General features: G+C 63.3%; 26 protein-coding genes. 12 read left to right on the top strand and 14 right to left on the bottom strand.

Annotated features, from left to right (window positions below; all coding sequences use genetic code 11):
• Window positions 1-16 precede the first annotated feature (16 nt).
• The gene (locus HGP13_RS12775) at window positions 17-412 is read right to left on the bottom strand and encodes a cupin domain-containing protein (protein ID WP_172225583.1); all 396 of its coding nucleotides are present in this window, start codon (window positions 410-412) and stop codon (window positions 17-19) included.
• Between the two features lie 350 nt (window positions 413-762).
• Here HGP13_RS12775 and HGP13_RS12770 point away from each other — a divergent pair, with 350 nt between their 5' ends.
• Entirely contained in the window at window positions 763-2814 is a 2052-nt protein-coding gene (locus HGP13_RS12770) for an elongation factor G (RefSeq protein ID WP_172225580.1), read from the top strand.
• 727 nt (window positions 2815-3541) lie between these two features.
• Window positions 3542-4030, top strand: a complete 489-nt coding sequence (locus tag HGP13_RS12765; protein ID WP_172225577.1) for an isoprenylcysteine carboxylmethyltransferase family protein — start codon at window positions 3542-3544, stop codon at window positions 4028-4030.
• Between the two features lie 48 nt (window positions 4031-4078).
• Here HGP13_RS12765 and HGP13_RS12760 read toward each other — a convergent pair whose 3' ends face one another.
• Together HGP13_RS12760 and trxB are read right to left on the bottom strand one after the other, a co-directional pair.
• Window positions 4079-4975: a LysR family transcriptional regulator gene (locus HGP13_RS12760; protein ID WP_172225574.1), complete on the bottom strand. Its 897-nt coding sequence runs from the start codon at window positions 4973-4975 to the stop codon at window positions 4079-4081.
• 88 nt (window positions 4976-5063) lie between these two features.
• Entirely contained in the window at window positions 5064-6038 is a 975-nt protein-coding gene (gene trxB, locus HGP13_RS12755) for a thioredoxin-disulfide reductase (RefSeq protein WP_095201790.1), read from the bottom strand.
• A gap of 252 nt (window positions 6039-6290) precedes the next feature.
• On the opposite strand from trxB, the gene HGP13_RS12750 reads away from it, so the two are divergent.
• Together HGP13_RS12750 and HGP13_RS12745 are read left to right on the top strand one after the other, a co-directional pair.
• Complete coding sequence (locus HGP13_RS12750; protein WP_172225571.1) at window positions 6291-6770, top strand: Lrp/AsnC family transcriptional regulator; 480 nt, start codon at window positions 6291-6293, stop codon at window positions 6768-6770.
• 238 nt (window positions 6771-7008) lie between these two features.
• A complete protein-coding gene (locus HGP13_RS12745) occupies window positions 7009-7803 on the top strand; it encodes a glycosyltransferase family 2 protein (RefSeq protein ID WP_172225568.1) in 795 nt (264 codons plus the stop codon).
• A 15-nt stretch (window positions 7804-7818) separates the two neighbouring features.
• Here HGP13_RS12745 and gmhB read toward each other — a convergent pair whose 3' ends face one another.
• The 6 genes from gmhB to HGP13_RS12715 all read right to left on the bottom strand — a co-directional run bounded on the left by gmhB (window position 7819) and on the right by HGP13_RS12715 (window position 11980).
• Complete coding sequence (gmhB, locus tag HGP13_RS12740; RefSeq protein WP_172225564.1) at window positions 7819-8466, bottom strand: D-glycero-beta-D-manno-heptose 1,7-bisphosphate 7-phosphatase; 648 nt, start codon at window positions 8464-8466, stop codon at window positions 7819-7821.
• The gene (locus HGP13_RS12735; protein WP_172225561.1) at window positions 8459-9031 is read right to left on the bottom strand and encodes an SIS domain-containing protein; all 573 of its coding nucleotides are present in this window, start codon (window positions 9029-9031) and stop codon (window positions 8459-8461) included. Before HGP13_RS12735 ends, gmhB begins: the two co-directional genes overlap by 8 nt.
• 7 nt (window positions 9032-9038) lie before the next feature.
• On the bottom strand, window positions 9039-10529 hold the full coding sequence (rfaE1, locus tag HGP13_RS12730; protein ID WP_172225558.1) for a D-glycero-beta-D-manno-heptose-7-phosphate kinase: 1491 nt from the start codon (window positions 10527-10529) through the stop codon (window positions 9039-9041).
• A gap of 139 nt (window positions 10530-10668) precedes the next feature.
• Window positions 10669-11301: a LysE family translocator gene (locus tag HGP13_RS12725; RefSeq protein WP_172225555.1), complete on the bottom strand. Its 633-nt coding sequence runs from the start codon at window positions 11299-11301 to the stop codon at window positions 10669-10671.
• Between the two features lie 36 nt (window positions 11302-11337).
• A complete protein-coding gene (locus HGP13_RS12720) occupies window positions 11338-11778 on the bottom strand; it encodes a hypothetical protein (protein WP_246707347.1) in 441 nt (146 codons plus the stop codon).
• The gene (locus tag HGP13_RS12715) at window positions 11744-11980 is read right to left on the bottom strand and encodes a type II toxin-antitoxin system Phd/YefM family antitoxin (protein WP_172225551.1); all 237 of its coding nucleotides are present in this window, start codon (window positions 11978-11980) and stop codon (window positions 11744-11746) included. The genes HGP13_RS12720 and HGP13_RS12715 overlap by 35 nt, the downstream gene beginning before the upstream one ends.
• A 145-nt stretch (window positions 11981-12125) precedes the next feature.
• Here HGP13_RS12715 and rfaD point away from each other — a divergent pair, with 145 nt between their 5' ends.
• The 3 genes from rfaD to waaC are packed head-to-tail and all read left to right on the top strand — an operon-like array spanning window position 12126 to window position 15042.
• The gene (gene rfaD / locus HGP13_RS12710; protein ID WP_172225549.1) at window positions 12126-13076 is read left to right on the top strand and encodes an ADP-glyceromanno-heptose 6-epimerase; all 951 of its coding nucleotides are present in this window, start codon (window positions 12126-12128) and stop codon (window positions 13074-13076) included.
• Window positions 13049-14056 (top strand): lipopolysaccharide heptosyltransferase II, encoded by a 1008-nt coding sequence (waaF, locus tag HGP13_RS12705; RefSeq protein WP_172225547.1) that lies wholly within the window; start codon window positions 13049-13051, stop codon window positions 14054-14056. The genes rfaD and waaF overlap by 28 nt, the downstream gene beginning before the upstream one ends.
• Window positions 14053-15042, top strand: coding sequence for a lipopolysaccharide heptosyltransferase I (gene waaC, locus HGP13_RS12700; protein WP_172225545.1), 990 nt, complete (start codon window positions 14053-14055; stop codon window positions 15040-15042). Before waaF ends, waaC begins: the two co-directional genes overlap by 4 nt.
• A gap of 247 nt (window positions 15043-15289) precedes the next feature.
• On the opposite strand, the gene greA is transcribed toward waaC, so the two are convergent.
• Both greA and HGP13_RS12690 read right to left on the bottom strand, forming a co-directional pair.
• Complete coding sequence (gene greA / locus HGP13_RS12695; RefSeq protein WP_023767588.1) at window positions 15290-15763, bottom strand: transcription elongation factor GreA; 474 nt, start codon at window positions 15761-15763, stop codon at window positions 15290-15292.
• Window positions 15764-16017: 254 nt separating this feature from the next.
• Window positions 16018-16557, bottom strand: coding sequence for a tetratricopeptide repeat protein (locus tag HGP13_RS12690; RefSeq protein ID WP_172225543.1), 540 nt, complete (start codon window positions 16555-16557; stop codon window positions 16018-16020).
• Window positions 16558-16750: 193 nt separating this feature from the next.
• Here HGP13_RS12690 and HGP13_RS12685 point away from each other — a divergent pair, with 193 nt between their 5' ends.
• From HGP13_RS12685 to HGP13_RS12675, 3 genes are all read left to right on the top strand, one after another.
• A complete protein-coding gene (locus tag HGP13_RS12685) occupies window positions 16751-17176 on the top strand; it encodes a DUF3775 domain-containing protein (protein WP_172225541.1) in 426 nt (141 codons plus the stop codon).
• Between the two features lie 411 nt (window positions 17177-17587).
• The gene (locus tag HGP13_RS12680) at window positions 17588-18463 is read left to right on the top strand and encodes an extensin family protein (protein WP_246707346.1); all 876 of its coding nucleotides are present in this window, start codon (window positions 17588-17590) and stop codon (window positions 18461-18463) included.
• 197 nt (window positions 18464-18660) lie between these two features.
• Window positions 18661-19467: an extensin family protein gene (locus HGP13_RS12675; protein WP_172225535.1), complete on the top strand. Its 807-nt coding sequence runs from the start codon at window positions 18661-18663 to the stop codon at window positions 19465-19467.
• 6 nt (window positions 19468-19473) lie between these two features.
• Here HGP13_RS12675 and HGP13_RS12670 read toward each other — a convergent pair whose 3' ends face one another.
• The gene (locus HGP13_RS12670) at window positions 19474-20184 is read right to left on the bottom strand and encodes a gamma-glutamylcyclotransferase (protein ID WP_172225532.1); all 711 of its coding nucleotides are present in this window, start codon (window positions 20182-20184) and stop codon (window positions 19474-19476) included.
• A gap of 112 nt (window positions 20185-20296) precedes the next feature.
• Between HGP13_RS12670 and HGP13_RS12665 the strand changes: the two genes are divergently transcribed.
• The gene (locus HGP13_RS12665) at window positions 20297-21004 is read left to right on the top strand and encodes an LssY C-terminal domain-containing protein (RefSeq protein ID WP_172225529.1); all 708 of its coding nucleotides are present in this window, start codon (window positions 20297-20299) and stop codon (window positions 21002-21004) included.
• A 162-nt stretch (window positions 21005-21166) separates the two neighbouring features.
• The gene (locus HGP13_RS12660) at window positions 21167-22477 is read left to right on the top strand and encodes a hemolysin family protein (protein ID WP_172225526.1); all 1311 of its coding nucleotides are present in this window, start codon (window positions 21167-21169) and stop codon (window positions 22475-22477) included.
• An 18-nt stretch (window positions 22478-22495) separates the two neighbouring features.
• Here HGP13_RS12660 and HGP13_RS12655 read toward each other — a convergent pair whose 3' ends face one another.
• On the bottom strand, window positions 22496-23815 hold the full coding sequence (locus tag HGP13_RS12655; protein WP_172225523.1) for an HlyD family type I secretion periplasmic adaptor subunit: 1320 nt from the start codon (window positions 23813-23815) through the stop codon (window positions 22496-22498).
• Between the two features lie 3 nt (window positions 23816-23818).
• The gene (locus HGP13_RS12650) at window positions 23819-25573 is read right to left on the bottom strand and encodes a type I secretion system permease/ATPase (RefSeq protein ID WP_172225520.1); all 1755 of its coding nucleotides are present in this window, start codon (window positions 25571-25573) and stop codon (window positions 23819-23821) included.
• Window positions 25574-25576 lie beyond the last annotated feature (3 nt).

Here is a 25576-nt window from a genome sequence, read left to right as displayed (position 1 = left end):
CTACAGGCGGCCAGGCTCAGCTGCCATACTGCTCGCCGGAAACCGCTTCCAGCCAGTCGGCATGGACGCCGTCGAGTGCCTCCTGCATGGCGATATGTGTCATTGCCGTCTTCGGCCCGGCACCATGCCAGTGCTTTTCGCCGGGCGCGAACCAGATGACGTCGCCGGCCCTGATCTCCTGGACCGGGCCACCCGATGTCTGGGCAAGCCCGGCGCCGGAGGTGACATAGAGTGTCTGGCCAAGCGGATGCGTGTGCCAGTGGGTGCGCGCGCCGGGCTCGAAACTGACCAGCGTCGCTCTCAGGCGCGCCGGCGCCTCCGCCTCTATGATCGGCGTCTGCAGAACCCGGCCGGTGAAGTATTTTTCCGGCGCTATGATGGTCGGCACGCTGCCGCAAGCAATGAACTTCATCGTCTGATCCTCGATTGTGTGGAAGTCGGTGCCAGGGGCCGTTGCGCTCCTGTTCCTTGACTGTGAGCGTCACCTTCCTCCGATATCGGGAACCGCGCAACCGCGCATCGGCCATGGTTCGCCTCGGCCAGCTGACACTGAGCGCCTGAGGACGCCGCAAGGGAGCGGAAATTCTATTTCCCTTGCCCTGCCGGCAAACAAGTGGGACGATGCCCTTGGGCAGGTGGCGACATGAAAAGAGCCCCTCCCGCGACGGTCGAACAGGCCGGCCGCCGCTCAGGACCGATTGACCACGCCTGAACCATGCATGCCAGTCGGTCCCTAGGGAAACGCCTGAGTGGAGGTCAGCCATGGGTACTCGCGCCGGAGGACGACGCACGGGACCGAAATGCATTGCCATAGTCGGTCCCTTTGCAAGCGGTAAGACGACACTTCTCGAAGCCATATTGGCCCGTACGGGCTCAATTCCCCGACAAAATCCCGTTTCATCGGGTAGCACCGTTTCAGACCATTCACCGGAGGCGCGCGCCCACGCCATGAGCGTCGAGGCGACCATCGCCACCACCGAATTCATGGGCGAGCAGATCACCTTCGTCGATTGTCCCGGCTCGATCGAATTCTCCTTCGAGGCCGAACCGGTGTTGGCCGCCTGCGATCTCGCGGTGGTCGTGGCCGAGGCCGACGAAAAGAAGATCCCTGCTTTGCAGCTCATCATGCGCAAGCTCGACGATCTCGGCGTGCCGCGCATCCTGTTCCTCAACAAGGTCGACAAGGCGATAGCAGGCGTGCGCGACACGCTGAAGATGCTGCAGCCGGCAAGCTCCGTGCCGCTCTTGCTGCGCCAGATTCCGCTGCGCAAGGACGGCGTCGTCATCGGCTCGATCGACCTGGCGCTGGAGCGCGCCTACATCTACCGCGAATATGCCGAAAGCGAGGTGGCTCAGATACCGGGTGACGACAAGGCGCGCGAATTGGAAGCGCGCTTTTCCATGCTGGAGACCCTGGCCGACCATGACGACCAGCTGATGGAACAGCTGCTGGAGGAGATCGAGCCGCCGAAGGATGCGATCTTCGACGACCTCGCCGCCGATCTGCGCGACGGCGCCGTGACGCCGGTGCTGATCGGCACGGCGGAAAAAGGCAATGGCGTGCTGCGCCTCTTGAAGGCGATCCGCCACGACGCACCAGACATCGAGGCGACCCGCAAACGGCTTGGCGCGGCCGATGGCAACGCTACGGTGGTGCAGGTGATGAAGACCATCCACACGCCGCATGGCGGCAAGCTGTCGGTGTCGCGCATCCTGTCCGGCCAGGTCACCGACGGTTCCGAACTCTGGCTGCCCGGCGGCGACACGGCCAAGGTTTCCGGCATCTACAAGATGCTCGGCAAGGACCAGTTCAAGCTCACCGCGGCCAAGGCCGGCGACACCGTGGCGCTGGGCAAGCTGGACGAGGTCAAGACTGGCCAGACGCTGACCTCGGCCAAGGGCGGCACCAAACAGCTGTTCGCATTCCAGCCGCCGCAGCCGGTCTTCGCCTTCGCGCTCAGGCCGAAGGAGCGCAAGGACGAGGTCAAGATGTCGGCCGCCATCCAGCGGCTGGCTGAGGAAGATCCCTCGCTCAGCCTGCGCCATAACCAGGACTCGGCCGAGACGGTGCTGTCTGGCCATGGCGAGATGCATCTGCGCGTCGTGCGCGAGCGGCTGGAGGGCAAGAACCAGATCCCGGTCGAAGGCCACGCGCCGGCCGTGCCCTACCGCGAGACGATCCGCAAACCGGTGCAGCAGCGCGGCCGCCACAAGAAACAGTCGGGCGGACATGGCCAGTTCGGCGATGTGGTGATCGAGATCAAGCCGCTGCCGCGCGGCTCCGGCTTCCAGTTCACCGATACCATCACCGGTGGCGTCGTGCCGAAGACGTACATCCAGTCGGTCGAGACTGGCGTGCGCGATTACCTGAAGACAGGCCCGCTCGGCTTCCCCGTCGTCGACGTCGCCGTCAACCTGTCGGACGGCTCCTACCATGCGGTCGATTCCTCCGACATGGCCTTCCAGATGGCGGCGAAGCTGGCGATGAAGGAAGGCATGGCTGCCTGCTCGCCGGTGCTGCTGGAGCCGGTGATGAAGGTCGAGATCGTCACGCCATCCGACGCGACCTCGAAGATCATCGCGCTGATCCCGCAACGGCGCGGCCAGATCCTCGGCTATGATGCGCGGCCCGACTGGCCGGGCTGGGATGTCGTCGAGGCGACCATGCCGCAGGCCGAGATCGGCGACCTGATCATCGAACTGCGCTCGGCGACGGCGGGCGTCGCCAGCTATCGCGCCGCCTTCGACCACATGGCCGAACTTACCGGCCGTCTCGCTGACGAAGCGATGAACGCCAACGGCAAGGCCGCGTAATTTCCATCCCGACATAACGCCCCCTCGAAAGTTCGAGGGGGCAAAACCAAAAACGACGCCCGGGGAGCCGGACGTCGTTTTGTTTGCGGACCGTTTTCTCGGGAGGGGAAACGGCAGGTCCGCCGCATGTGCAATGGCCGCGCCTTCGGCGGAAAAAGGTTCGGACGCGGTAGCCGCCTGAGCCCGGGCCGTCCGAGTGATGCCCCCATCTCCCGTCCGAACCACACCGCGTCCTATGCTTTACATAGCAGCGGAAGGCATCATTGTCATGTTACCAGAGGTTACATGACACTGTTACGCGGCAATTCTGGTGAAATTCTCAGCCGCCTAGGCAGGGTCCGGGCAACAAAAAAGCCGGATCAACGAAGATCCGGCTGAGTTTGATTGGAAGTGCCTGTTAAGGCTAACCTCCAGAGGGGAACACTCGAGGGCGCTAATGGGAGGAGAACGCGCCCAGGAGATGATCTATATATCTGCTCTTCATGCCCAAGAAACAAGCATCTATTTTGCAACACACGCATGCAAAAAGACATAGGCTGTGGTCTAACCCATTCCCGAAGCCCATAGGACCAGCAAGAATCGCCAAAAGCGAGCGCGCAAACGGGTCCTTGTCACTACAGAATCGCGAATTGCGACGGGTTTTCGCTTCGAAATGGCAAAACCGGGCAATGATGCGGAAGCAGGCAGCAGGCGTTCATTTCTAAGGCAATGAAGGGAGACGCAGCCAATGCGGACGTTTTCGGCGATTGCCGGCAGCGCTATTTTCCTGATTGCAGCACCGGGTGTGGTGGCTGGACTTGTCCCCTGGCTGCTCAGCGATCATTGGGGCTTGCCGTGGTCCACCGTGCCGGGCTTCGTCCTTGCCGGCGGCGCCCTCATCGTCGCAGCAGTCGCCGTGCTGCTGCATGCCTTCGCCCGCTTTGCGCTCGAGGGGTTGGGCACGCCGGCCCCCGTCGCGCCGACCGAGAAGCTCGTGATCGGCGGCATCTACCGCCACGTCCGCAATCCCATGTATGTCGCCGTGCTGTCGATCATCATCGGCCAGGCGCTGCTGTTCTCGAGCTGGACGCTTGTCGCCTATGCCGTCATCGGCGCTGTTGTGATGGGCTCTTTCGTCAGGCTCTACGAAGAGCCGACACTGGCCCGCCGTTACGGCGCCGACTACGAAATTTACCGCCGCAACGTCCCCGGCTGGCTGCCGCGCCTGACGCCCTAGCGGGGCGAATAGATCCCCCTACCAGCGCTGCCGATCATTCGCTTGGGCTTAAAATGACCAGCTTCTGGCTTTCGCGATAATGAAATCGCGAAACACGTGCAGCTTGGCCTGGTTCTTCATCGCGTCCGGATAAGCGAAATAGGTGTCGAAGGACGGCACCTCGGTTTCCGGCAAAAGCTGCACCAGGCCGGAATCCTTCGAGATCACATAGTCGGGCAGCATGGCGATGCCGGCGCCGCCCTGCACGGCGCGCTTGATCGACAATATGTCGTTGATCTGCAACGACGGCACGCGCTGGCCGCCCTCGAAATCGCCGACCGTCTCCAGCCAGTTCAACTCCGACAGATGCGACGGCACCGGCAGGCCGAAGGTGACGATGCGATGGTTTCTGAGCTCCGAGACCGAGGCCGGCTTGCCATGCTTGGCGACATAGGAAGGTGCTGCATAGAGGTGGAAATGCACGGTGAACAGGCGGCGCTGGATCAGGTCCGGCTGCTGCGGCTGGCGTAGCCGGATGGCGCAGTCGGCCTGGCGCATGGTGAGGTCGAGCTCCTCATTGGCGAGGATCAGTTGCAGGCTGATCTCCGGATAGAGCTCGATGAACTCCTGCACCCGTTCGGTCAGCCAGCCGGCGCCGAGACCGACAGTCGTCGTCACGCGAAGCACGCCGGAGGGCCGGTCCTTGGTCTCCGTCAGGCGCGACTTGATGGTCTCGAGCTTCATCAGCACGTCATGCGCCGTGCGGAACAGCATCTCACCCTGTTCGGTCAGCACCAGGCCGCGGGCATGGCGGTTGAACAGCGGAACGCCGACATCGTGCTCGAGCGCACTGACCTGCCGCGATATCGCCGATTGCGACAGGTGCAATGTCTCGGCCGCGTGTGTAAACGACCCCGCTTCCGCCGCAGCGTGAAACACGCGTAGCTTGTCCCAGTCCAACGCCATGATTCCCCTCGTTCTGTTGGCGTCTGAATGAAAAATCAGGCTTTTACACGGCGTTTCTAAGCCGTTTTTTTAACAGTTTGCGAGCGGCCTATTCCGCTGCTTCGCGATGCACTTCGATGCCGGCCAGATACTTTTCCGCCTCGAGCGCGGCCATGCAGCCGAGCCCCGCCGCCGTCACCGCCTGGCGGTAGATATCGTCGGTCACGTCGCCGGCGGCAAAGACGCCGGGCACGTCGGTGCGGGTCGAATCCGGCGCTGTCCACAGATAGCCATTCGGCTTCTGCTTCAGCTTGCCGGCGAACAGCTCGACCGCCGGCGCATGGCCGATCGCCACGAACACGCCGTCGACCTTGAGATGCGTTTCGGCACCGGTCACCGCGTGCTTGAGCTTCAGCCCTTCGACCGAGGGCGGCAACGGCGCCTTGCCGGGCCGGCCGGTGATCTCGTCGACGACCGTGTCCCAGATGACGCGGACATTGTCCTTCTTCAGCAGCCGCTCGCGCAGGATACGTTCGGCACGGAAGTCGCTGCGCCGGTGGATGACCGTGACGCTCTTGGCAAGATTCGAAAGGTAGAGCGCTTCCTCCACCGCCGAATTGCCGCCGCCGACCACCGCGACATCCTTGCCGCGATAGAAGAAACCGTCGCAGGTGGCGCAGGCGGAGACGCCGAAGCCCATGAAATCCTGCTCGGTCGGAATGCCCAGCCACTTCGCCTGCGCGCCGGTGGCTATGATCAGCGCGTCCGCGGTGTAGGTGGTGCCGGAATCGCCCTTGGCGCGGAACGGCCGCACGTTGAGATCGACCTCGGTGATGATGTCGTTGATGATATCGGTGCCGACATGCTCGGCCTGCTTGAGCATCTGTTCCATCAGCCACGGCCCCTGGATCGGGTCGGCGAAGCCGGGATAGTTTTCGACATCGGTGGTGATCATCAGCTGGCCGCCCTGCTGCAGGCCGGCGACCAGCATTGGCTTGAGCATGGCACGTGCGGCATAGACCGCCGCAGTGTAGCCGGCCGGGCCGGAACCGATGATAAGAACAGGCGCGTGCTTGGTGGTCATTTAGAGCCTCTACGGGGCAGACAATGCGGTGCCTTGGAGAAAGACGTGGAATTCGCGCTTAATGTAAGGGTTGCCAACCACGCCAGCAAGACGAAGGGGCCGTCGTCCCCGGAAAGCTTCGGCCCAAGCGGTTATTCGAACGATCGCCGCTTTCGTTACCGTTCAAAAATCGCGTTGATGAGGGCTGGCGCCGACACAAAAGTCGTTTAATTACAAAATCGCGACAGATTCTTGCGCCGAGATGAGACCGCCATGCCCCTGAAAGCCGACCTCGACGCCATCGACTGGAAGATCCTGCGCGAGTTGCAGGCGGATGGGCGCATGACCAATGTCGAGCTGTCGAACCGCGTCGGCATTTCGGCCCCACCCTGTCTGCGCCGGGTCAAGCGGCTGGAGGAAGCCGGCATCATCCGCGGCTATCGCGCGCTGCTCAACGCGCCTGCGCTCGGCCTCGATGTCGTCGCCTTCTGCCTGGTCGGCCTGCATCACCAGGCCGATGCCGAGCTGCGCACCTTTGCCGAGCGCACGCGCGGCTGGCCGATCGTGCGCGATGCCTGGATGGTCTCGGGCGAATCCGATTTCCTGCTGCACTGTGTGGCAAGCGACCTCGGCGCCTTCCAGACCTTCGTCATCGAGGAACTGACCTCGACGCCGAATGTCGACACGGTGCGCACCGCGCTCACCATCCGCCGGGTCAAGGATGAAGGCCTGGTCTCATTCGATCGCGCCTGAGGCCGGGCGTGTCCCTGTGCGTCTGGGCTGCTAATTCCTGACCTTCGCCACACCGGCGCCGCGATGATGTTTAACAGACGCTAATATACAAGGATGGTAGGTCAGCCGAACTGCGCAGCCCGATCGGTTTCTAAAGCAATTCCTGAAAAAATGTGTAACGCTTTTTCGCCCGGAGTTGCTTGAGGACCGATAGCGCAAGCAGCACGGTTCCGCGGGCGGCCCGCCATGGAAGGGGACCATGACTCGATTTGCAAGCCCAGTCTCGGCGCTTATCATCTGCGTCAACGAGGCCGACATGATCGGCCCGTGCTTGGAAAGCATCGACTTCTGCGCCGAGATCGTCATTGTCGATTCCGGCTCGACGGACGGCACCGTCGAATGCGTGGAAAGCTATATCGCCAAGGGCTACCCCATAAAGCTGCTGCACAATGAGTGGCCGGGGTTTCCGCGTCAGCGGCAATTCTCGCTCGACCATGCCACCCAGCCCTGGTGTCTTTCGATCGACCCCGACGAACGCGTCGACGACCAGCTGCGGCAGTCGATCGTGGCCATCACACAGGCGGCCGACGACGAGATCAGCGGATGGTACATCCGCCGCCGCGATTGGCTGAAGGGCTATGGCTATGCGCACCGCTGGGTGCTGCACAACAGGCTGATGCGGCTCTTCCGCAGGGAAGGCGCCACCATGGATCTTACCGCGCGGGTGCACGAAGCCTTCCACGTGCCGGGCGAGACCGGCACGATTGAAGAGGGTGTCCTGCTGCATCGCCGCGAAATATCGGTCGAGGAGGATCTCGCCCGGGCCAACGCCTATTCCGGCCTCAAGGCCGTCACGCTGGTCGAGAAGGGCAAGAAGCCGGGCCTGGGGCGGCTGGTGTTGTCGCCGTTCGGCAACTTCCTGAAATTCTACCTGGCTAAGCGCTACTTCCTGTGCGGCCGGCATGGCTTCGTCTACTCGATGTCGGTGATGATCTATTCCTTCGCCACCGAGGCCAAACTGTACGAAGCCTCGGAACGCAACGATCCCATGTGAGCCGTCAGGCCTGGATCAGGACCTGTTGTCCCGGCCGAGCGTTTCAACGGCTGCAAGCAGATAACCGAGGTCGCTGCTGTCCCGAAGGGATCTGATGGCGAAGCCGGGTTGAATCGCCGCCTCGCCGTCGACAAGCCAGCCCTGTGCCAGGCCGGCGCGCCGTCCCGCCTGCATGTCGGCCAGCTTGTCGCCGACGATCAAAGAGCGCTGGAGATCGAGATCAAGGCGTTTGCCCGCCTCGATCAGCATGCCCGGATTGGGCTTGCGCATCACATGATCGGCAACAGCGAACGGCCCGACACCCGCCTCGTGATAGGCGCAGGCAAGCACCATGTCGACGAACACGCCCTGATCGCCCAACAGCTCTAGCACGCGGCCATTCACTGCCGCAAAGACCCTCCAGTCGAAGTAACCGCGCGCGATGCCGGATTGGTTGGTGACCACGACGACCGGAATCCCGACCCTGTTGGCGGCCGCGATCGCCGGCAGGATCTGCGGCCTGAGCTCGATCTCGGCAGGGTCGCTGGGATAGTCGGTATCGACGTTGATGGTGCCGTCGCGGTCGAGGAACAGCGCCGGCAGATGCGCCGGAAAAACCCGGCTGCCGATCCGCTCGATCCACACACCTGGCTCGGTCAGCGGCGTCACCACCTTGTTAGCCATTGCTGAGGCGCGCTTCGACCACTTCGCAGAGATGATGGTAGAGGCAAAGATGCCCTTGCTGGATGATCGGCGTCGAGGTCGAGGGCACGTTGAGCAGGATATCGCACAAGGGCTTCAGCTTGCCGCCGGTGTCGCCGGTCAGGCCGATCACCGTCATATCCATCATCCGCGCCTGTTCTGCGGCGGCGAGAATGCTCGGCGAATTGCCGCTGGTCGAAATCGCCAGCAGCACGCCGCCGGCCGCGCCGTGCGCCTCGACCTGGCGCGAGAACACCGTGTCGAAGCCGTAATCATTGCCCCAGGCCGTCAGCACCCCGGCATTGGCCGTCAGCGCGAGGACATTGTAAGCCTTGCGCTCCTTGAGGAAGCGGCCGACCAGTTCAGTGGCGATGTGGATGGCATCGCTGGCCGAGCCGCCATTGCCGGCGATCAGCAAGGCTTTCCCGGATGAAAGCGCCGTCACCACAGTGCTCGCCGCCCGCTCCATCTCGCTGGTGAGATCCCGCTCGACCATGCCGGAAATCGCTGCCGCCGAGCGGACCAGATAGTCGTTCAGTTCAGACATCAAAACCTCAGTTTGTAGAGCCGGCGCGCAATTTTCCGATGGTGCCCGTGGTGCTCTTGCCGGCAACGAGATCGACCAGCACGACGCGCCCGCCGGCCTTCTGTACGATTTCGGCGCCGACCACGGTGTCGATTGTATAATCGGCGCCCTTGACCAGGATATCGGGCAGAAGCGCCTCTATCAGCGCCAGCGGCGTGTCTTCCTCGAACACGACGACCGCGTCGACCGAAGCCAGGGCCGCGAGCACGCAGGCGCGGTCATGCTGGTCGTTGACCGGGCGGCCCGGCCCTTTCAGCCGCCGCACCGAGGCATCGCAGTTGAGGCCGAGCACCAGCCGATCGCACTGGCTGCGCGCGGCGTGCAAGAGACTGACATGGCCAGCATGCAATATGTCGAAGCAGCCATTGGTGAAACCGACGGCCAGGCCCTCTTCCTTCCACGCCGCCACCATGCGCGCCGCCGATGGGGCATCGAGGATGGCATCCTTGTGGGCGGTCGGTCCGTGCGAACGGAACAGCGCGCCGGTAAGCTCCTCGACCGTCAGCCGCGCAGTGCCGCGTTTGCCGACCACGACGCCGCCGGCGGCATTGGCGATCGAGGCCGCCGCGACCGGATCGGCACCCGACGCGAGTGCCAGCGCAAACGTCGCGATCACCGTGTCGCCGGCGCCCGAGACATCGAACACTTCGCGCGCCTGGGTGGCGATGTGGCGCGCCTCGTCCGGGCCAACGACGCTCATGCCCTTTTCGCTGCGGGTGGCGACGACGAAGTCGAAGCCATGGGCTGATATCAACTCCCGCGCGGCCGCGACGATCTCGTCATCGGCGAACACCGCACGGCCGACGGCCTCGCCGAGTTCCTTGCGGTTAGGGGTGATAGCGGTCGCGCCGGCATAGCGCGCATAGTCGCGGCCCTTGGGATCGACCAGCACCGGCTTGCCCGCCTCGCGGCAGATGGCGATCAGTTCTGCCGCGACGCCGTCGAGCAGGATGCCCTTGCCGTAATCGGACAAGATGACGATGTCGGCGCCCGCAAGTGCGGCATGGAAATGCCGGATCAGTCCCGCCCGCTCCGCCTCGTCGAGCGGTTTGATCTCTTCCTCGTCGAAACGCAGCACCTGCTGGTTGAGCGCGCTGAAGCGGCTCTTCGACGAGGTCATGCGGCCACGCTGCTGCGAAAGCCCCACTGTCTCGGCGCCAAGTTCGCCAAGCATCCGCACCAGGCTGTCGCCGGCCGTGTCGGTGCCGATCACCGACACCGGAATGGCGCGCGCGCCAAGCGAGATGATGTTGGCCACGACATTGCCGGCGCCGCCCATGGCCGACGTCTCGCCGCGCCCGTGCAGCACCGGGATCGGCGCCTCCGGCGAAATCCGCTCGATGACGCCGTTGACGAAGCGGTCGAGGATGAGATCGCCGACCACCAGCACGGCGACGCCGCCAAAGCGCGCAATGGCACGGTGCAGGGGTTCGGGAGAAGGCGGATTGTGCTTGATCATGTCACTGGCAACGCGAGGGTAAGGCAAATCTCAATCGTGCTGAAAATTGTCAATTTACGGGCCGGATCGCTCATGCCTGCCGATATACTGCAAATCCACGCAGCGCAACGTCAGGCATGACCCGCGACTGTCCGAAGCGTCAGCTCTTCTGCAGGGCAACGTGGACGCCAAGCCCGACCAGCACCGCGCCGCCGGCCCGCTGCATCAGCCGCTGCGCCCGCCTCGAACGCCGCAGCCTGCCGATCACCAGGCCGGCGAGGAACACGCAAACGATGTCGGCCGAGGAGAACATCAAATTGACGATCGTTCCCAGCACCACGAATTGCAGCCAGACCGGAAGCGCCGCCGAGGCGTCGATGAACTGCGGCAGGAAGGCCATGAAGAAGATCGCCGTCTTGGGATTGAGCACCTCGACGGTGATGCTCTCGAAAAAGGCGCGGCGCGCCGATTTGCGCTCAAGAACGGGCAGCGCCATCTCACCTTCGACGCGCTTGCGAAACAGCGAGACGCCGAGCCAGATCAAATAGAGCGCGCCAACCAGCTTGACCGCCATGTAGAGCGTCGGCACGGCGTGGAACAGCACCGACAGGCCTGCAGCGGCGGCAAAGACATGCACATAGCCGCCGAGATGGATACCAAGTGCGGCCGTCAGCCCCGACCAGCGCCCGCGCGCCATGGTCTGGGCCGCGGCATAAAGCATCGCCGGACCGGGGATATAGGCGAAGATCGCCGTGGTGGCGAAAAACGCGATGAGCAGTTCGGTCGACGGCATTTTTGTCCCTTGTGGTCCTGCCCGGTTGCAGGCCGTTCAGTCAGCCCGCGGGATAGCTTTGGATTGGCCTGTGCGGACAACCGCGATGAAAGCCGACATGACTTTTTTGTGGAATGACGGACTGAATGCGCCGATACGCGCAGCTGGTTCGAAGTAGGCTGAAGATTCCAGGATATCGTGGTTGTATTCGTCGACTATGACCCAAAGGGGGATAGGGTCAAGCCCCGCGCGGCGGCTTTCTATTTCCGGAACGCCAACAGCGACGCGATCGCGGCCCGGCGGCGTAGAGGTGATTGCAAGGATGAAGAGGTTCGTGCCGCCGGCTTTCCCCGGAAGGACAGCCACGAAGGCGACAGGTCGTGTCTTACGGCCTTCGGTCTCGCCGCCTCCATGTTGGCGATACCATAGATATGGATATCGCCAGACGTCGGCGGCATTGGGTTTAATCACGATCCAACTCGGCAGCGTATTCTTCAAGCATCTCGACATGTTCGGATGGAGCGTCCTCCGCCGCGTAAGCGCGGCGGCTGTCATTGACGAAGCGAGCCTCGTAAGCCTCGATGCTCATCAGGACGTATCTCGGCTTGTTGTGACGGGTGATGGAGACGGGCTGCTGGCTGGCGGCCGCAAGGACGTCTCCGAGATTCTGTTTCAGATCGGTCGATGGATAATGTTTCATGGTACACTCTGTTTTTGGCCATAATAGACAAAATGGACAAAACAGACAAGCAAGAACATAGCGAGATAGCGGGAACACCTGCTTTGTCGACAGCCCGGCTGGCCTCCCTTATAAGGACTGGAATCGCAAGCAACCAGAGGCCTTCATGATCATCGTCACGGGCGGCGCCGGCATGATCGGCTCCAACATCGTCGCCGCGCTCAACGCCGAAGGCCATGACGACATTCTGGTCGTCGACAACCTCACCGACGGTCATAAGATCGCCAATCTCGCCGATCTCAGCATTGCCGATTATCTCGACAAGGACGATCTTCTGGCCCGCATCGAGGCCGGCTCGCTTGGCCGCATCGAAGCCGTCTTCCACCAGGGCGCCTGCTCGACCACCACCGAGTGGAACGGCAAGTTCATGATGGAGGTGAATTTTGCTTATTCGAAGCGGCTGCTGCATGCCTGCCAGGCACTGCGCGTGCCCTTCCTCTACGCCTCCTCGGCCTCCGTTTATGGTGGTGGATCCGAGTTTCGCGAAGAGCCGGCGCTCGAGCGGCCGCTCAACGTCTACGCCTATTCGAAGAAACTGTTCGACGACTATGTCAGGCGCACTGTCTTCGACACCGATCATTCGCAGGTCGCGGGCCTGCGCTATTTCAACGTCTATGGCCCGCGCGAGACGCACAAGGGCGCCATGGCCTCGGTCGCCTTCCATCTGTTCAATCAGGTCCAGCGCGGCGAAAATCCGAAACTGTTTGGCGCCTATGATGGCTTCGGCCCTGGCGAACAGAGCCGCGATTTCATCCATGTTGGTGATGTCGCCGACGTCAATCTGTGGCTGTGGAAGCGCGGCTCGAGCGGCATCTTCAATTGCGGCACCGGCCGCGCCCAGCCCTTCCGCGCCATCGCCGAAACGGTCATCGACACGCTGGGCAAGGGCGAGATCGAATTCATCCCCTTCCCCGACCACCTCAAGGGCAGCTACCAGAGCTTCACGCAAGCTGATATGTCCCGTTTGCGCGCGGCCGGTTACAACGGCCAGTTCCGGACAGTGGAAACCGGTGTCAGAGACTATGTCGAATGGCTGAAAGCCCAACGATCCTCGTGATCGGCCCACGCTGGGTGGGCGACATGGTGATGGCGCAGTGCCTGTTTTCGGCGCTGAAGGAACTCCATCCCAACGCCGCGATCGACGTGCTGGCGCCGGCCTGGGCGGCACCGCTGGTCAAGCGCATGCCCGAGATCCGCCAGCAGATCGACTTTCCGCTGAAACCCGGCGCGCTCGAATTCACCCATCGCCGTCGCTTCGGCCGCCTGCTGCGCGGCCGCTACGACATGGCCTATGTCCTGCCGGGCAGCTGGAAATCGGCGCTGATCCCGTTCTTTGCCCGCATTCCGCGCCGTTTCGGCCATCTGCGCGAGATGCGCTATGGCCTTTTGACCGACATCGTGCCGCTGCCGGATGCTGTGAAACGGCGCACCGCGCAGGCCTATTTCAGCCTCGCCAAGGGCGGCAGTTTCCGCGCGCCTCATTTGACCGTGGACGCTGGGAACCAGGCCGTCCTGCTCGATCGTTTCGGGCTGGCGCCCCAGAAATTCGCGGCCCTGATGCCCGGCGCCGAATTCGGCCCGGCCAAGCGCTGGCCGAGCGAAAGTTATGCCGGCCTTGCCCGCGAGTTCATGGCCAAAGGCTTGAAGGTCGCCCTGTTCGGTTCGAAGAACGACCGCGATGTCACCGCCGAGATCGCCGCCCTTGCCCCCGGCGTCGTCGACCTTGCCGGCCAGACGCGGCTGGAGGACGCCATCGACCTGATCGCTGCAGCAAGGCTGGCGGTCTCCAACGACAGCGGGCTGATGCATGTCGCGGCGGGCGTCGGCACACCGATCGTCGCCGTCTACGGCTCGACCTCGCCTGAGAATACGCCGCCGCTGGCGGAACGGCGCGAGCTGGTCTGGCTTCATCTTTCCTGTTCGCCCTGCCACCAGAAGGTCTGCCCGCTCGGCCATCTCAACTGCCTGAAGACATTGCAAGTCGGGCAGGTCGCGGCGGCGGCGGACCGGCTGCTGGAACTCCCGGCCGCGGCATGAAGGTCCTCATTGTCAAGACATCGTCGATGGGCGATGTCATCCACACATTTCCGGCGGTCGAGGATGCCAGTCTCGCCAGGCCGGACGTGTCCTTCGACTGGTGCGTCGAAGAGGCGTTCGCCGGCATTGTCGCCCTGCACCCGGCGATCGCTGGGATTCACACCGTCGCCATCCGGCGCTGGCGCAAGACGCTGTTCAGTGGCGGCACCTGGCGCGAGGCGGCCGCGCTGCGCCGCACCTTGCGCGAATGCCGCTACGACCTGGTCATCGATGCGCAGGGCCTGCTGAAATCGGCCCTGGTCGCGCGGCAGGCGGGCGCGCCGATCGCCGGCTTCGACCGATCGAGCGCGCGCGAACCCTCGGCCACCCTGTTCTACGACGTCACCTACGGCGTGCCGCGCGACCTGCACGCCATCGAGCGGACGCGCCGGCTGTTCGGACTGGCGCTTGGCTACCAGCCCGATCTGTCGACGCTCGCATCAGGCATCGTGCCACCGCCCGGCGGTCTGGCCGGCATCACCGGAAAAACCGCCTTCCTGCTGCACGGCACCAGCCGCGAGGACAAGAAATGGCCTGTCGAAGACTGGATCGGAACCGCCCGCCTGCTGGTCGAGCGCGGCATGACGCCGGTCACCACCTGGTCGAACGAGCGCGAGAAGTCTGTTGCCGAAGCCGTTGCCAAGGCCGTGCCATCTACTGTCGTGGTGCCAAAGTCGCCACTGGCAGACATCGCCGCCATCCTCGGCCGCTCGACCCTGGTGATCGGCGCCGACACCGGCCTGACTCACCTCGCCAGCGCCTTCGGCCTGCCGACGGTCGCGGTGTTCCTGGCGACAGAGCCGGGTTTGACCGGTCCGCGTGGGCAATTTGCGTCGACGCTACTAGCCGCACCTGGTGGGCGTTTGGCGCCGGCAGAGGTGGTGGCGGAAGCGGACAGGCTGCTGGAGCGCCAGATACTTGGTCAGGCTAACGCTGCCAAGAGTTGATTTTCTCAATCAATTCAATTGGGAAGGTCGGCGCCGCCCCTCATTGCCCTGCCGGGCATTTCTCCCCGTAAACGGGGAGAAAGAAGCTGGCCGCAACGCTGGCGCCCTTCTTGCAACGTTGAAAATTGGCGAAACCATCAATGAAGGCGTCCTTCTCCCCGTTCACGGGGAGAAGATGGCGGCAGCCAGATGAGGGGCAGCGCGGCGCTTCAGATTCAGCAAAGGCTAAGTGCCCGCGCCTTAGGGTTTAAATAAACTGCACCTGGACGATCTCATACCCCCTGGCGCCGCCGGGCGCATTGACCTCGATGGCGTCGCCGACTTCCTTGCCGATCAGCGCGCGCGCGATCGGCGAGGAGATCGAGATGCGGCCGGACTTCACGTCGGCTTCCTGGTCGCCGACGATCTGGTAGGTCTTCTTTTCCTCGGTGTCTTCGTCGACCAGCACGACGGTGGCGCCGAACTTGACCTTTTCGCCGCTGAGCTTGGTGACATCGATCACTTCAGCGCGCGCGATATAGTCTTCGAGCTCGTTGACGCGGCCCTCATTGAGGCTCTGCGCCTCCTTGGCTGCATGATATTCGGCATTTTCGGACAGGTCGCCATGCGAGCGCGCCTCGGAAATCGCCTCGATGATGCGCGGCCGCTCTTCCTGCTGGCGCCAACGCAGCTCTTCCTTCAATGACGCGAACCCCTCGCCTGTCATCGGGACCTTGTTCATGATGCCTGACCTTTCCTGCCGCCACCCCCGCGTTGCGGGGAAAGCCTTGTCGATGGGTACAAAAAGAAAACGGTCCGGCAGCCTCGGGCTAACGGAACCGTTTCACCGCAATTTCCCAAGATATAGCAATCTTTCCGGGTTTTTCACGCCCAAAAATCGGTTTTGCAAAAATCATCCCCGCTTTCAACGAGACCGGGGCAGCAAAAAGCGGGCCGCGAGCGCGCGCGGCCGCTTCGGAAAGCCCTGGAGCCTGATCAGCTCCGCATGAAATGGTCGATCTGCTCGGACAGCATGCCGTATTCGCGCGATCCCTTGCCGGTGCGCTTCTCGATTTCCATCAGCTGCTGCTGGGCGCCGGCCAGGTCGCCGATCTGCAGATGCGCTTCGCCGAGATATTCGCGTACCAGCGTATAGTTCGGGTCAATGCGCAGCGCTTCCTCGTAGTAGCCGAGGCCGACAGTTACCCGGCCGGAATGGCGGTGCGAATAGCCGAGATAATTGAGGATGCGCGGATCCTGCTTGTTGGCAGCGAGGCTGAGCACCGCGATCGCCTCGCCATAGCGCCCGGCCATCGCCAGCGCATGACCGGCATCATAGATGCTGTCGTCGTCCAGCATGCCTTCCTGGGGCGCGACGCACTTTTTCTTCTTCTTGTCCCAGACCTCGCCCTTCTTGCACTGGGTGACGGTCTGGTCGCTGCCACCACTGCTACTGCCCGCAGCGAACACCGGGACAGCGAAGAACTGCAGCGCGACAAGGGCAGTCGCGGCCTGGATCAGCATTCTTTTACGCATCGAAGCCTCCTTGAGGGGTGAGAATGCAACACTAACGCCAAGTGCCCCGCGTTTCATCCCGGAAAAAAGCAGGGCCGGAAAAAAGCAGAGCCAGAAAAAGCAGAGCCAGAAAGAAAAAGCAGAGGTGGAGAACATCAGGTGACGGATGCCGCAAATCCGCTATCATCCGGCAAACGACGGACGGAGACGGCCCGTGCAGCGGCGGCTTGAAAAGGACTGGGACCTTACGATCGGCCCCGACACCGTGCGCCTGTTCATTCTCAAGGCCAAGGCGCTGAGTGCCGCCGTCAACGAGGATTATGCAGACGGTGCCGAGCACGAGGTCGAACTCGACGGCGAGGCCCATGTCAACCACCACCATGACGGCCTCGCCGAGGAAAGCTCGGAAAACCTGACCGAGGAAGAGCTGCGCGAGCTGATCAACGACCTCAATGTCGATGAGGCCGCCGAACTGGTGGCGCTGGCATGGGTCGGCCGCGGCGACTACGATGCGTCCGAGTGGGCGGATGCGCTGGCCGCGGCGCGCGAACGCGCCAACAAGCGCACGGCGAAATATCTGCTTGGCATGCCGCTGCTTGCCGATTGGCTGGAGGAAGGGCTGGAAGCGATCGGCGCGTAACGGTGTGGTTACCGTTCGTGATGGGCTGAAGGCAACCTCCGGGCGCGCGCGCCGTTGATGGCGATGGGGTCGTCTGTCTTTTCCCGAATGTACAGGATTGCACTGGCTACGGCCGTCACCGCTTTGCTAGTGACGCCTGCCGATGCCAGACATCGCCATCGGCATTACAGGCCACTGGCACCGAGGGTGGAGCAGCCGTTGACACCGCGGGTCGACCAGCCGTTGAAGCCGCGTCGCCGCCATAAAGCGAAATCGCGAGTGCAGCAGCAGACCACGTCGAAACCGGCTCCGCAGAAAACGCAAAATCCCCAGCCATCGCCGCTAACGCCACCGCCTTCATCATCATCCCCACCGCTGCCATCGCCTGCCGATGCTCCGGTGCCTGAACCACGTCCCGCAGCCGCTGCAAAGATGGAAGAACAGAAGACCGCCGTTCCCAAGACCGACGGTCCCAAAACAGACGGCCCAAAGACAGACACAACGTCCGACCAGTTCAATCAGGAAAAGTCCCGTCAGAAAAAGCAGGCGCGGCCCGAACCGTCGGCCCCGGAGCCGCCAGCCGATACGGAAAGCGAGCCGGAGCCGCCAGCCGACGTACCGACCCCGACGCCAAAGCCCGACATTGAGGAACCTGAGACCCAGCCGCCGGCCATTGCCCCGCAGCCGCCGCCAAAGCCGGCGGATGCTGGCGACAAGAAGATGCTGCCCGATCCGCGCTCGGCCGATCTCCCGGACGCGAAGATGCCCGCCGAGGAAGTCGCATGCCGTGAGCGGCTGAAGGCGCTCGGCGTCGAATTCGACGAGCACAAGGCGGAAAGCAATCCCGAAATCGGCTGCTCGATCCCCTATCCGATCGTCATTAAGACGCTGAACAAGTCGGTCGCCATCGGTCCCGCCACCGAGCTCAATTGCTCGATGGCCGAGGCCGCCGCCCGCTTCACGACCGATGTCATCCAGCCGGCCGCCAAGGCGGAGTTCAGCACGGAGGTGAAGTCGATCAGCCAGGCCTCGGCTTTTGTCTGCCGGCCGCGCCATGGCACCGGGAAACTGTCGGAGCACGCCTTCGGCAACGCGCTCGACATCGGCAGCTTCACACTCTCCGACGGAAAGAAGATCGAGATCGGTCCGACACCGCCCGAGAAAGACGCCAAATTCCTCAACGCTGTGCGCAAGGCCGCCTGCGGTCCGTTCAAGACCGTGCTTGGACCGGGTGCCGACGCCGATCACGCCCTGCATTTCCACTTCGATCTCGAGCCGCGCAAACATGGCGGCACGTTTTGCCAGTGAGCACACTGCAAAGCCGCATGCCGCATTTCCGCCGCAGGCATGAACGCGGACGCTGAGCTTTCCTTTACCCTTGATCGTTAAAATGCCGGATATCCGAACCATGATCCCGAAAAGCGGGAACCGGTTTTCGGAAAAGATCATGGTCAGGCAAAAGTTCGAACCTGATCACGGATCAGGTTCGAACTAGGATTCCGCAAATGGCCGGCAAATTTCGCGCCGTGTTTTTCGCCACCGCGCGCCAATCGAAACCGGTGATGCTGTTGGCCGCCGGCCTGACCCTCGCGGCGGTTTCGGCTTGCAACACCGGCAGTGTGCTGTCGTTGCAGCCGGCCGTCGATGTCGGCACGCAGACGGCTGCCGTGCCGCAATATACGGGTATGCAGAGACTTGTTCCGTCCAATCCCTACATGACGCAGGCCGCTTATCCGCGCATGGATGAACCGATGTCGCCGGTCGAACAAATGCCGGCCAGCGAAACCGATTGCCGCCAGCAGCTGAAGCGCCTCGATGTCGCCTATACCGACCTGGCGCCGATCCATGAAGGCCAGTGCGGCATCGACTATCCGGTAAAAGTCACAGCCATCGGCAGCATCCAGATGAAGCCCGCCGCGACGCTGACCTGCGACATGGCCGCCACCTTCGCCGCCTGGACGAGGAACGAACTCGTTCCTTCCGCCCGCTGGCGCTATTTCTCCGGCGTCAGGACCATCCACCAGGGCTCCAGCTATTCCTGCCGCAACATTGCTGGGGAAGGTGTTCTGTCCGAGCACGGCAAGGGCAACGCGCTGGACGTCATGAGCATCGAACTCAACAATGGCGACGACATCGACGTGCGCAAGCCTGGCCTGTTCGCCTTCCGCACGCGCGGCTTCCTCAACAATGTGCGCGCCGACGGCTGCCAGTATTTCACCACCGTGCTCGGCCCCGGCTATAATTACGACCACCGCAACCATTTCCATTTCGACATCAAGAACCGCAAGAACGGCTATCGCGCCTGCCGGTAAAAAAGATCAGTCGTCACCGGTGGACGCAATGATTTGCCGAGCCACCAGATCCTGGATGCGCCAGAGATTCTTGTCGCGAATACCGCTTTCCTCCAGCTTGCTGACCGTCCGGAACAGATACTGCGCCGACGAGCCCCAGTGTCCGGCCGCTCGCGCCAGCGTGTCCGCAACCTGCTCCAACGGCAACCGTCCGGCATAGGCCTTGCCATCCGGCGCGGCGACGAAAGCCAGGGCGCGCAGCGGTCCCTCCTTGGTCTTGACCTTGATCCAGCAGGGCACATTGGTTGGCGGGTTGGCATCGATCTCGCGGCGCATCAACTGGCCGAGTTGCCCGAAATGGTCTTCCATGGGCAGCCGGTAAACGATGCCGTTGCAACTGCCACCACGGTCGAGAGCCAGCATCAGGGCCGGCAATTGGCGGGTGCCGCGCCAGCGTGTCAACTTCAGGCAGAACGAGCGGTGCCATCCAGGCGCCGTCGCCGGGCGCTGCTCGACAGGAACGAATTCGGGATTCCAGATCAACGAACCGTAGGCAAAGACCCAAAGCGTTTCGGGCCGGTATTCGGCAAACAGTCGATCGACCAACTCATCGAACTGCGCGTCGGTGTGCTCGGTTGTTCCAGGCTCAGGCCCGGGATCCGGTTCGATGCGCTCCACCCTGGCGACAAGATCGGCTGTCAACGCCATCGATCGCCGGCCCGTCGGCTTCCGCCTCATTCCAGCCCCCACGAAAAGAATGATAGCTGACGATAGACCGGCTGCTCCTCGCTGGCCATTGATTTCCAAGGACCGTCAGGCAACAGAATACCGCACGGATCGAGCCTCCTTCATGAGCCAAAGAAGCTTCCGGCGACGCATTACGATCTGGGTGGCGGCCTTGCTGGCAGCCTACCTGACGCTTGCCTATGTCGCCGCGCCGGAATTCTGGACATTCAGGGAGCGTGGCTTTCGCGACCGGCGCTTCGAAATGGTGACGCACACCCCGCAAGGCATTCCGGGCGACCCGATCAATATCGGCCTTGTCGGCACTGAGAAGGAGGTGGTCCATGCCTTCGCCGTCGCCGGTTGGGACACCGCCGACGCGGTCACCCTGAGAACCGCCATCGATATCGGCGAAAGTGTCCTGTTTTCCCGCCCCTATCCCGATGCTCCGATGAGCCGCCTGCTGTTCGACGGTCGCCCCCAGGATCTCGCTTTCGAAAAGCCGGTCGGCGACAGTGCCGACCGGCGCCACCACGTCCGCTTCTGGCAGACAGATACGGTCGGCGACGACGGCCGCCCGCTCTGGCTGGGCGCCGCCAGCTTCGATCGCGGCGTCGGGCTGAGCCACGACACCGGCGCGATCACCCATCACATCGGCCCCGATATCGATGCCGAACGTGACTTCCTGATTGGTGACCTGAGCGCAGCCGGCCTGCTGGCATCGACCAGCGACATGGGGGGCATCGGCGCCACCAAGACCGGCCGCAATGGCGGAGGCGACCCCTATTTCACCGACGGCAAGGCGATCATCGGCGTGCTGAGGCAGTTCCAGTGAATGAAATGGGCCTTGCGACAAGGCCGTGGTCGCAAACGGTCGAAAAAGGCATCGTCTGTGCGATGCCGCATGGCCGTGTCGCGTCATCAGCCAGCACTGTCATTTTCCAAAAATGCTGGCGGACTATTTTCGATCGGCCCGCCGCAATGCTATTGAGCCCTCATGCTATACGTTGAAATTGCTATTGTGGTCGTCCTCATCTGCGTGAACGGCCTGTTGTCGATGTCCGAACTCGCCATCGTTTCATCGCGGCCGGCACGGCTCAAGGCAATGATCGACCGCGGCGTCAACGGCGCCGGCCGTGCGCTGGATCTTGGCTCGGATCCCGGCAAGTTCCTGTCCTCGGTGCAGATCGGCATCACGCTGGTCGGCGTGCTTTCCGGCGCCTTCTCCGGCGCCACGCTGGGTGACCGGCTGTCGGTGTACCTGGCCTCGACCGGCATGCGCGAAAGCGTCGCCGACCCGCTCGGCGTCGGCATTGTCGTTGCCGTCATCACCTATTTCTCGCTGATCGTCGGCGAATTGGTGCCCAAGCAGATTGCGCTGCGCGACCCCGAGCGCGTTGCCGCGCGCGCCGCTCCGGCGATGACCATCCTCGCCACCATCTCGGCGCCCCTGGTGTTCCTGCTCGACATCTCCGGCCGCGCCATATTGTGGCTGCTTGGCCAGCGCGGCGAAAGCGACGAGAAGGTCACCGACGAGGAGATCAAGATGCTGGTCGCCGAGGCCGAGCATCACGGCACCATCGAATCCGACGAGCGGCGCATGATCGCCGGCGTCATGCGGCTTGGCGACCGCGCCGTGCGCGCGGTAATGACGCCGCGCACCGAGGTCGACTGGATCAATCTGCAGTCCGACGACACGACGATCCGCAAGCTCCTGATGGAAACCCAGCATTCGCGGCTGCCGGCCGGCGACGGCGGCGTCGACGTCATGGTCGGCGTCGTCCAGACGCGCGACGTGCTGGCCGCGATCCTTGCCGGCCGCACGCTCGACCCGCGCAAGCATGTGCGCGCCGCGCCCATCGTCTACGACCAGGCCGACGCGCTCGATGTGCTGCAAAAACTCAAGGAATCCGACGTGCCGATGGCGCTGGTGCATGACGAATACGGCCATTTCGAAGGCATCGTCACGCCCGCCGACATTCTCGAAGCCATCACCGGCGTGTTTCGCGCCGACCTCGATGCCGGCGACGAGGAAAACGCCGTCAAGCGCGAAGACGGCTCATGGCTGCTCGCCGGCTATATGCAAGCCGACGAGATGGCCGATATCCTGGGCATCGACCTGCCCGAAAACCGCGACTACGAGACCGTCGCCGGCTATGTCCTGGCGCACATGCACCATCTGCCGGCGACCGGCGAATGCGTCGACGCGCAAGGCTGGCGCTTCGAGGTGGTCGACCTCGACGGCCGCCGCATCGACAAGCTGATCGCCACCCGCCTGCCCGGTAGCCAACGCGAAGCGGTGCGCTGACCGCTCGATCCCCAATATCTACCGCTCCGTGAAGGCGCGAGCGAAGGAATCGAGCATCGGCCGTGCCAGATACTCGAAGAATGTCCGGTCGCCAGTGTTGATGAACGCCTCGACAGGCGTTCCGGGATAAAGCTGCTCAAGCTTCACGCCGGACGGCAACTCGGCGGCAATCCTGAGCCTGGCGCGGAAATAGGGCTCATGCGTGGCCTGGTCGATGAGCCGGTCCGCGGAAATTTGTGTCACGGTGGCTGAAACCTCAGGGGTTAGCCGCATGTTCAAGGCGGACAATCGCAGTTTCGCTGGCTGGCCGACACGGACCTGATCGATGTCTTTTGGCCGCAGCCTTGCATCGACGATCAGGCCCGATGCCGTGGGCAGGATCTCCATGATCTTTTCGCCGGGGGCAATCACGCTACCCTTGGAATTGTAGGTCGACGAGACGACTATGCCCGCCGCCGGCGCCTTGATCGTCGTTCGCCGCAGCACCGCCTCCGACGCCCTGATCTGTTCCTCGATGTCGGCCAGGTTGGCGCGAACCTCGTCCAACTTGGTTAGAGCCTCCTCCACGCGCTGCGTGGTGAGGTGCTCGGTCTGCTCCTGGGCCTCGACGATCTGGGTGTTGGCCGCTGCAAGATTGGCCTCCATCGCCCCGGCCTGCCCGACGAGATCCGCTTCGCTGCGCAAAAGCTGGGAGTATTCGGTACGATTGGTGAGGCCCTTGTCCAGCAGGCTGGTCTTGATGCCGAGTTCCTTCTTCACCACTTCGGCCTGTTGCTGAATGGCCTGTTTCTGGGCCTGCAATCCCACGACAGACTGGCGATGCATGGCAACCCGTTGGACGAGGATCGATTGTTCCGATCGAAACCGGGCGAGCCTCGCATCGAATTCCTTCTGCTGTTCTCGAACCAGCGTCTCGAAATCGTGCTGGAACGGCGCCGGCGCCGCTTCGGGGATTGGCGCCAGCCGGTCCAATCCGTCACGTTCCGCCTCCAGCCGCGCCGCGCTCGCCCTGAGCGCGATCGACTGTCTCGTCAACCGGTTGAGCTCTGCCCGCGCGGCTGTTGGATCCAGCACGATCAAATCCTGGGCCTGTTGCACGCGATCGCCTTCGTGCACCAGCAATTCCTGGACGATCCCGCCCTCGGGATGCTGGATCAGGATGTTTCCGCCGGTCGCCGAGATCGTCCCTTGCGTGATCACCGCACCCGACAAGGGCGCGCTGACGGACCAATAGCCAAAGCAACCCACCAACAGCGCTATTGCCGCGTATCCGGCGGATGCCACACGCCTTATGTCGGTGCGCGGACTGCCTTCCCAAGCGAGGCTCTGGACTGCCATGGTCTATGATCCGAAGCGGGTGTTGTGCGTGCGAAGCGTCGCGGCGAACGACCCTGTCACCACCGGATTCTGCCGGGGAATGCCCTTGCCGGCGCCCGTTCTGGCCGCAGACTGCCGCAACACCTCACCGCTGGGGCCGAAGGCTTCGATCACGCCGCCGCGCAAAAGCATCACGCGGTCACAGGAAGCGGCAATCGAAGGGCGGTGCGTGATGACGATTGTCGTGACGCCGGCCGCTTTCACGGCGGCAAGCACCGCTTCGAGCGCTGCTTCGCCCGCGCCATCGAGATGGGCGTTGGGCTCATCCAGGACGAGAATCTTGGGAGCGCCATAGAAGGCGCGCGCCAGCCCGATCCTCTGGCGCTCGCCGCCCGACAAATTTCTGCCCGACGGACCTATCAATGTCTGGTAGCCGTCCCGCTGGGCCAGGATCAGGTCATGCGCCTCGGCCCGCCTTGCTGCTTCGATGATCGAGGCGTCGTCTGCATCGGGGTTGAAGCGGGCGATGTTTTGCGCGATCGATCCCGGAAAGAGTTCCACCTCCTGCGCGAGGTAGCCGATATGCTTTCCGAGCTGGCTTTCGTCCCAGGTCCTGAGGTCGGCGCCGTCGATCCTCACCGCGCCGCCGGTCGGCCGGGCAGCGCCCACAAGCAACCGCGCCAGCGTCGATTTGCCGGCGCCGCTTGGGCCAACGATGGCCAACGCTTCGCCGGCGCCAATTTGGAAGTTCAGTCGCTTGAGGATGGGTTCGGTGCCGGGCTGGGCATTCGGCGCCATGAAGAAAACGTCCTGCATGGAAATCGCGCCAGTCGGATCGGGCAGGATCAGTTTCCGCGCTTCAAGCGGACGCGCCGCAAGCGCCGTCTCAAGCCGGCTCCACGCTCTCCGGGCGTCGGCAATCTGCCGCCAGGCGCCGATCAGCTGGTCGAGCGGCTGCAGCGCGCGCGACGACACCAGCGAGGAGGCGAAGATCATGCCTGCCGTCATCTGCCCTTCGAGCACCAGCCATGCGCCGGCGCCGAGGATCGCCAGTTGCAGCATCATGCGCAGCGCCCGCGACGCACCGCTGAAGATTGCATTGGCACTCGAGGAACGGTCATGGAAGGTGAGCGCTGCCGCGACGTGCCGTCCCCAGACCTGCGCGGCGTTCTCCACCATGCCCATGGCGCGCAGCGTCTCGGCGTTGCGGGCAAAGGCCTGTTCAGCCTGGCTGGCCAAAGCCGAACGCTCCGCGGACAAGGCGTCGTTCTTGCCGATGGCAAGCTGGTTGGCCACGACCAGGAAAAGCAGAAGCGCCGCGCCGGCGACCGTCACCCAAAACAGCACCGGATGGATCAGATACAGCAGGGCGAGAAAGACAGGGGCGAAGGGCAGATCGAACAACACCGCCACGCCGCGCGACCTGATGAAGGCGCAGACCGAGGCGAGGTCGCGCAGCGGCGACAGGCCGCCGGCATATTTTGCGCCAAGCGAAACTGCGAATGTGCCGGCACCCAGCTTCCGGTCGAGGGTCGCCGCGACGCGCTGCGTGTAAATGGCGCGGATCGCGTCCAGCAGCCCGAGGAAAGCGAGCGCGAAAACCGCAATGGCCGAAAGATAGACAAGCGTCTCGACGCTGGAGGACGGCAGCACGCGGTCATAGACCTGCAGCAGGTAGAGCGGGATCACCAACAGCAGGATGTTGATCAACAGCGAGAAGACGCCGACATCGGCGATGGCGCGCATGAAGACCGGACGCAGGCCGGATGGTCCAGTCATTTC

The sequence above is a fragment of the Mesorhizobium sp. NZP2077 genome (assembly GCF_013170805.1).
Lineage (GTDB): Bacteria > Pseudomonadota > Alphaproteobacteria > Rhizobiales > Rhizobiaceae > Mesorhizobium.
The sequence above is the reverse complement of the archived record's forward strand: the minus strand, read 5'-3'. Positions and strand labels throughout refer to the sequence as shown.

Bases quoted from the DNA above. Each gene is read 5' to 3' on its own strand.
- HGP13_RS12665 (WP_172225529.1), top strand. From the start codon at position 20,297: ATGAGCCAAAGAAGCTTCCGGCGACGCATTACGATCTGGGTGGCGGCC.
- HGP13_RS12655 (WP_172225523.1), bottom strand. From the start codon at position 23,815: ATGGCAGTCCAGAGCCTCGCTTGGGAAGGCAGTCCGCGCACCGACATA.
- HGP13_RS12765 (WP_172225577.1), top strand. From the start codon at position 3,542: ATGCGGACGTTTTCGGCGATTGCCGGCAGCGCTATTTTCCTGATTGCA.
- waaF (WP_172225547.1), top strand. From the start codon at position 13,049: ATGGCTGAAAGCCCAACGATCCTCGTGATCGGCCCACGCTGGGTGGGC.
- HGP13_RS12725 (WP_172225555.1), bottom strand. From the start codon at position 11,301: ATGCCGTCGACCGAACTGCTCATCGCGTTTTTCGCCACCACGGCGATC.
- HGP13_RS12675 (WP_172225535.1), top strand. From the start codon at position 18,661: ATGGCCGGCAAATTTCGCGCCGTGTTTTTCGCCACCGCGCGCCAATCG.
- HGP13_RS12770 (WP_172225580.1), top strand. From the start codon at position 763: ATGGGTACTCGCGCCGGAGGACGACGCACGGGACCGAAATGCATTGCC.
- HGP13_RS12745 (WP_172225568.1), top strand. From the start codon at position 7,009: ATGACTCGATTTGCAAGCCCAGTCTCGGCGCTTATCATCTGCGTCAAC.
- HGP13_RS12775 (WP_172225583.1), bottom strand. From the start codon at position 412: ATGAAGTTCATTGCTTGCGGCAGCGTGCCGACCATCATAGCGCCGGAA.
- HGP13_RS12670 (WP_172225532.1), bottom strand. From the start codon at position 20,184: ATGAGGCGGAAGCCGACGGGCCGGCGATCGATGGCGTTGACAGCCGAT.
- rfaD (WP_172225549.1), top strand. From the start codon at position 12,126: ATGATCATCGTCACGGGCGGCGCCGGCATGATCGGCTCCAACATCGTC.
- HGP13_RS12660 (WP_172225526.1), top strand. From the start codon at position 21,167: ATGCTATACGTTGAAATTGCTATTGTGGTCGTCCTCATCTGCGTGAAC.
- rfaE1 (WP_172225558.1), bottom strand. From the start codon at position 10,529: ATGATCAAGCACAATCCGCCTTCTCCCGAACCCCTGCACCGTGCCATT.
- HGP13_RS12650 (WP_172225520.1), bottom strand. From the start codon at position 25,573: ATGACTGGACCATCCGGCCTGCGTCCGGTCTTCATGCGCGCCATCGCC.
- gmhB (WP_172225564.1), bottom strand. From the start codon at position 8,466: ATGGCTAACAAGGTGGTGACGCCGCTGACCGAGCCAGGTGTGTGGATC.
- HGP13_RS12760 (WP_172225574.1), bottom strand. From the start codon at position 4,975: ATGGCGTTGGACTGGGACAAGCTACGCGTGTTTCACGCTGCGGCGGAA.
- HGP13_RS12735 (WP_172225561.1), bottom strand. From the start codon at position 9,031: ATGTCTGAACTGAACGACTATCTGGTCCGCTCGGCGGCAGCGATTTCC.
- greA (WP_023767588.1), bottom strand. From the start codon at position 15,763: ATGAACAAGGTCCCGATGACAGGCGAGGGGTTCGCGTCATTGAAGGAA.
- trxB (WP_095201790.1), bottom strand. From the start codon at position 6,038: ATGACCACCAAGCACGCGCCTGTTCTTATCATCGGTTCCGGCCCGGCC.
- HGP13_RS12715 (WP_172225551.1), bottom strand. From the start codon at position 11,980: ATGAAACATTATCCATCGACCGATCTGAAACAGAATCTCGGAGACGTC.
- HGP13_RS12680 (WP_246707346.1), top strand. From the start codon at position 17,588: ATGGAAGAACAGAAGACCGCCGTTCCCAAGACCGACGGTCCCAAAACA.
- HGP13_RS12690 (WP_172225543.1), bottom strand. From the start codon at position 16,557: ATGCGTAAAAGAATGCTGATCCAGGCCGCGACTGCCCTTGTCGCGCTG.
- HGP13_RS12750 (WP_172225571.1), top strand. From the start codon at position 6,291: ATGCCCCTGAAAGCCGACCTCGACGCCATCGACTGGAAGATCCTGCGC.
- waaC (WP_172225545.1), top strand. From the start codon at position 14,053: ATGAAGGTCCTCATTGTCAAGACATCGTCGATGGGCGATGTCATCCAC.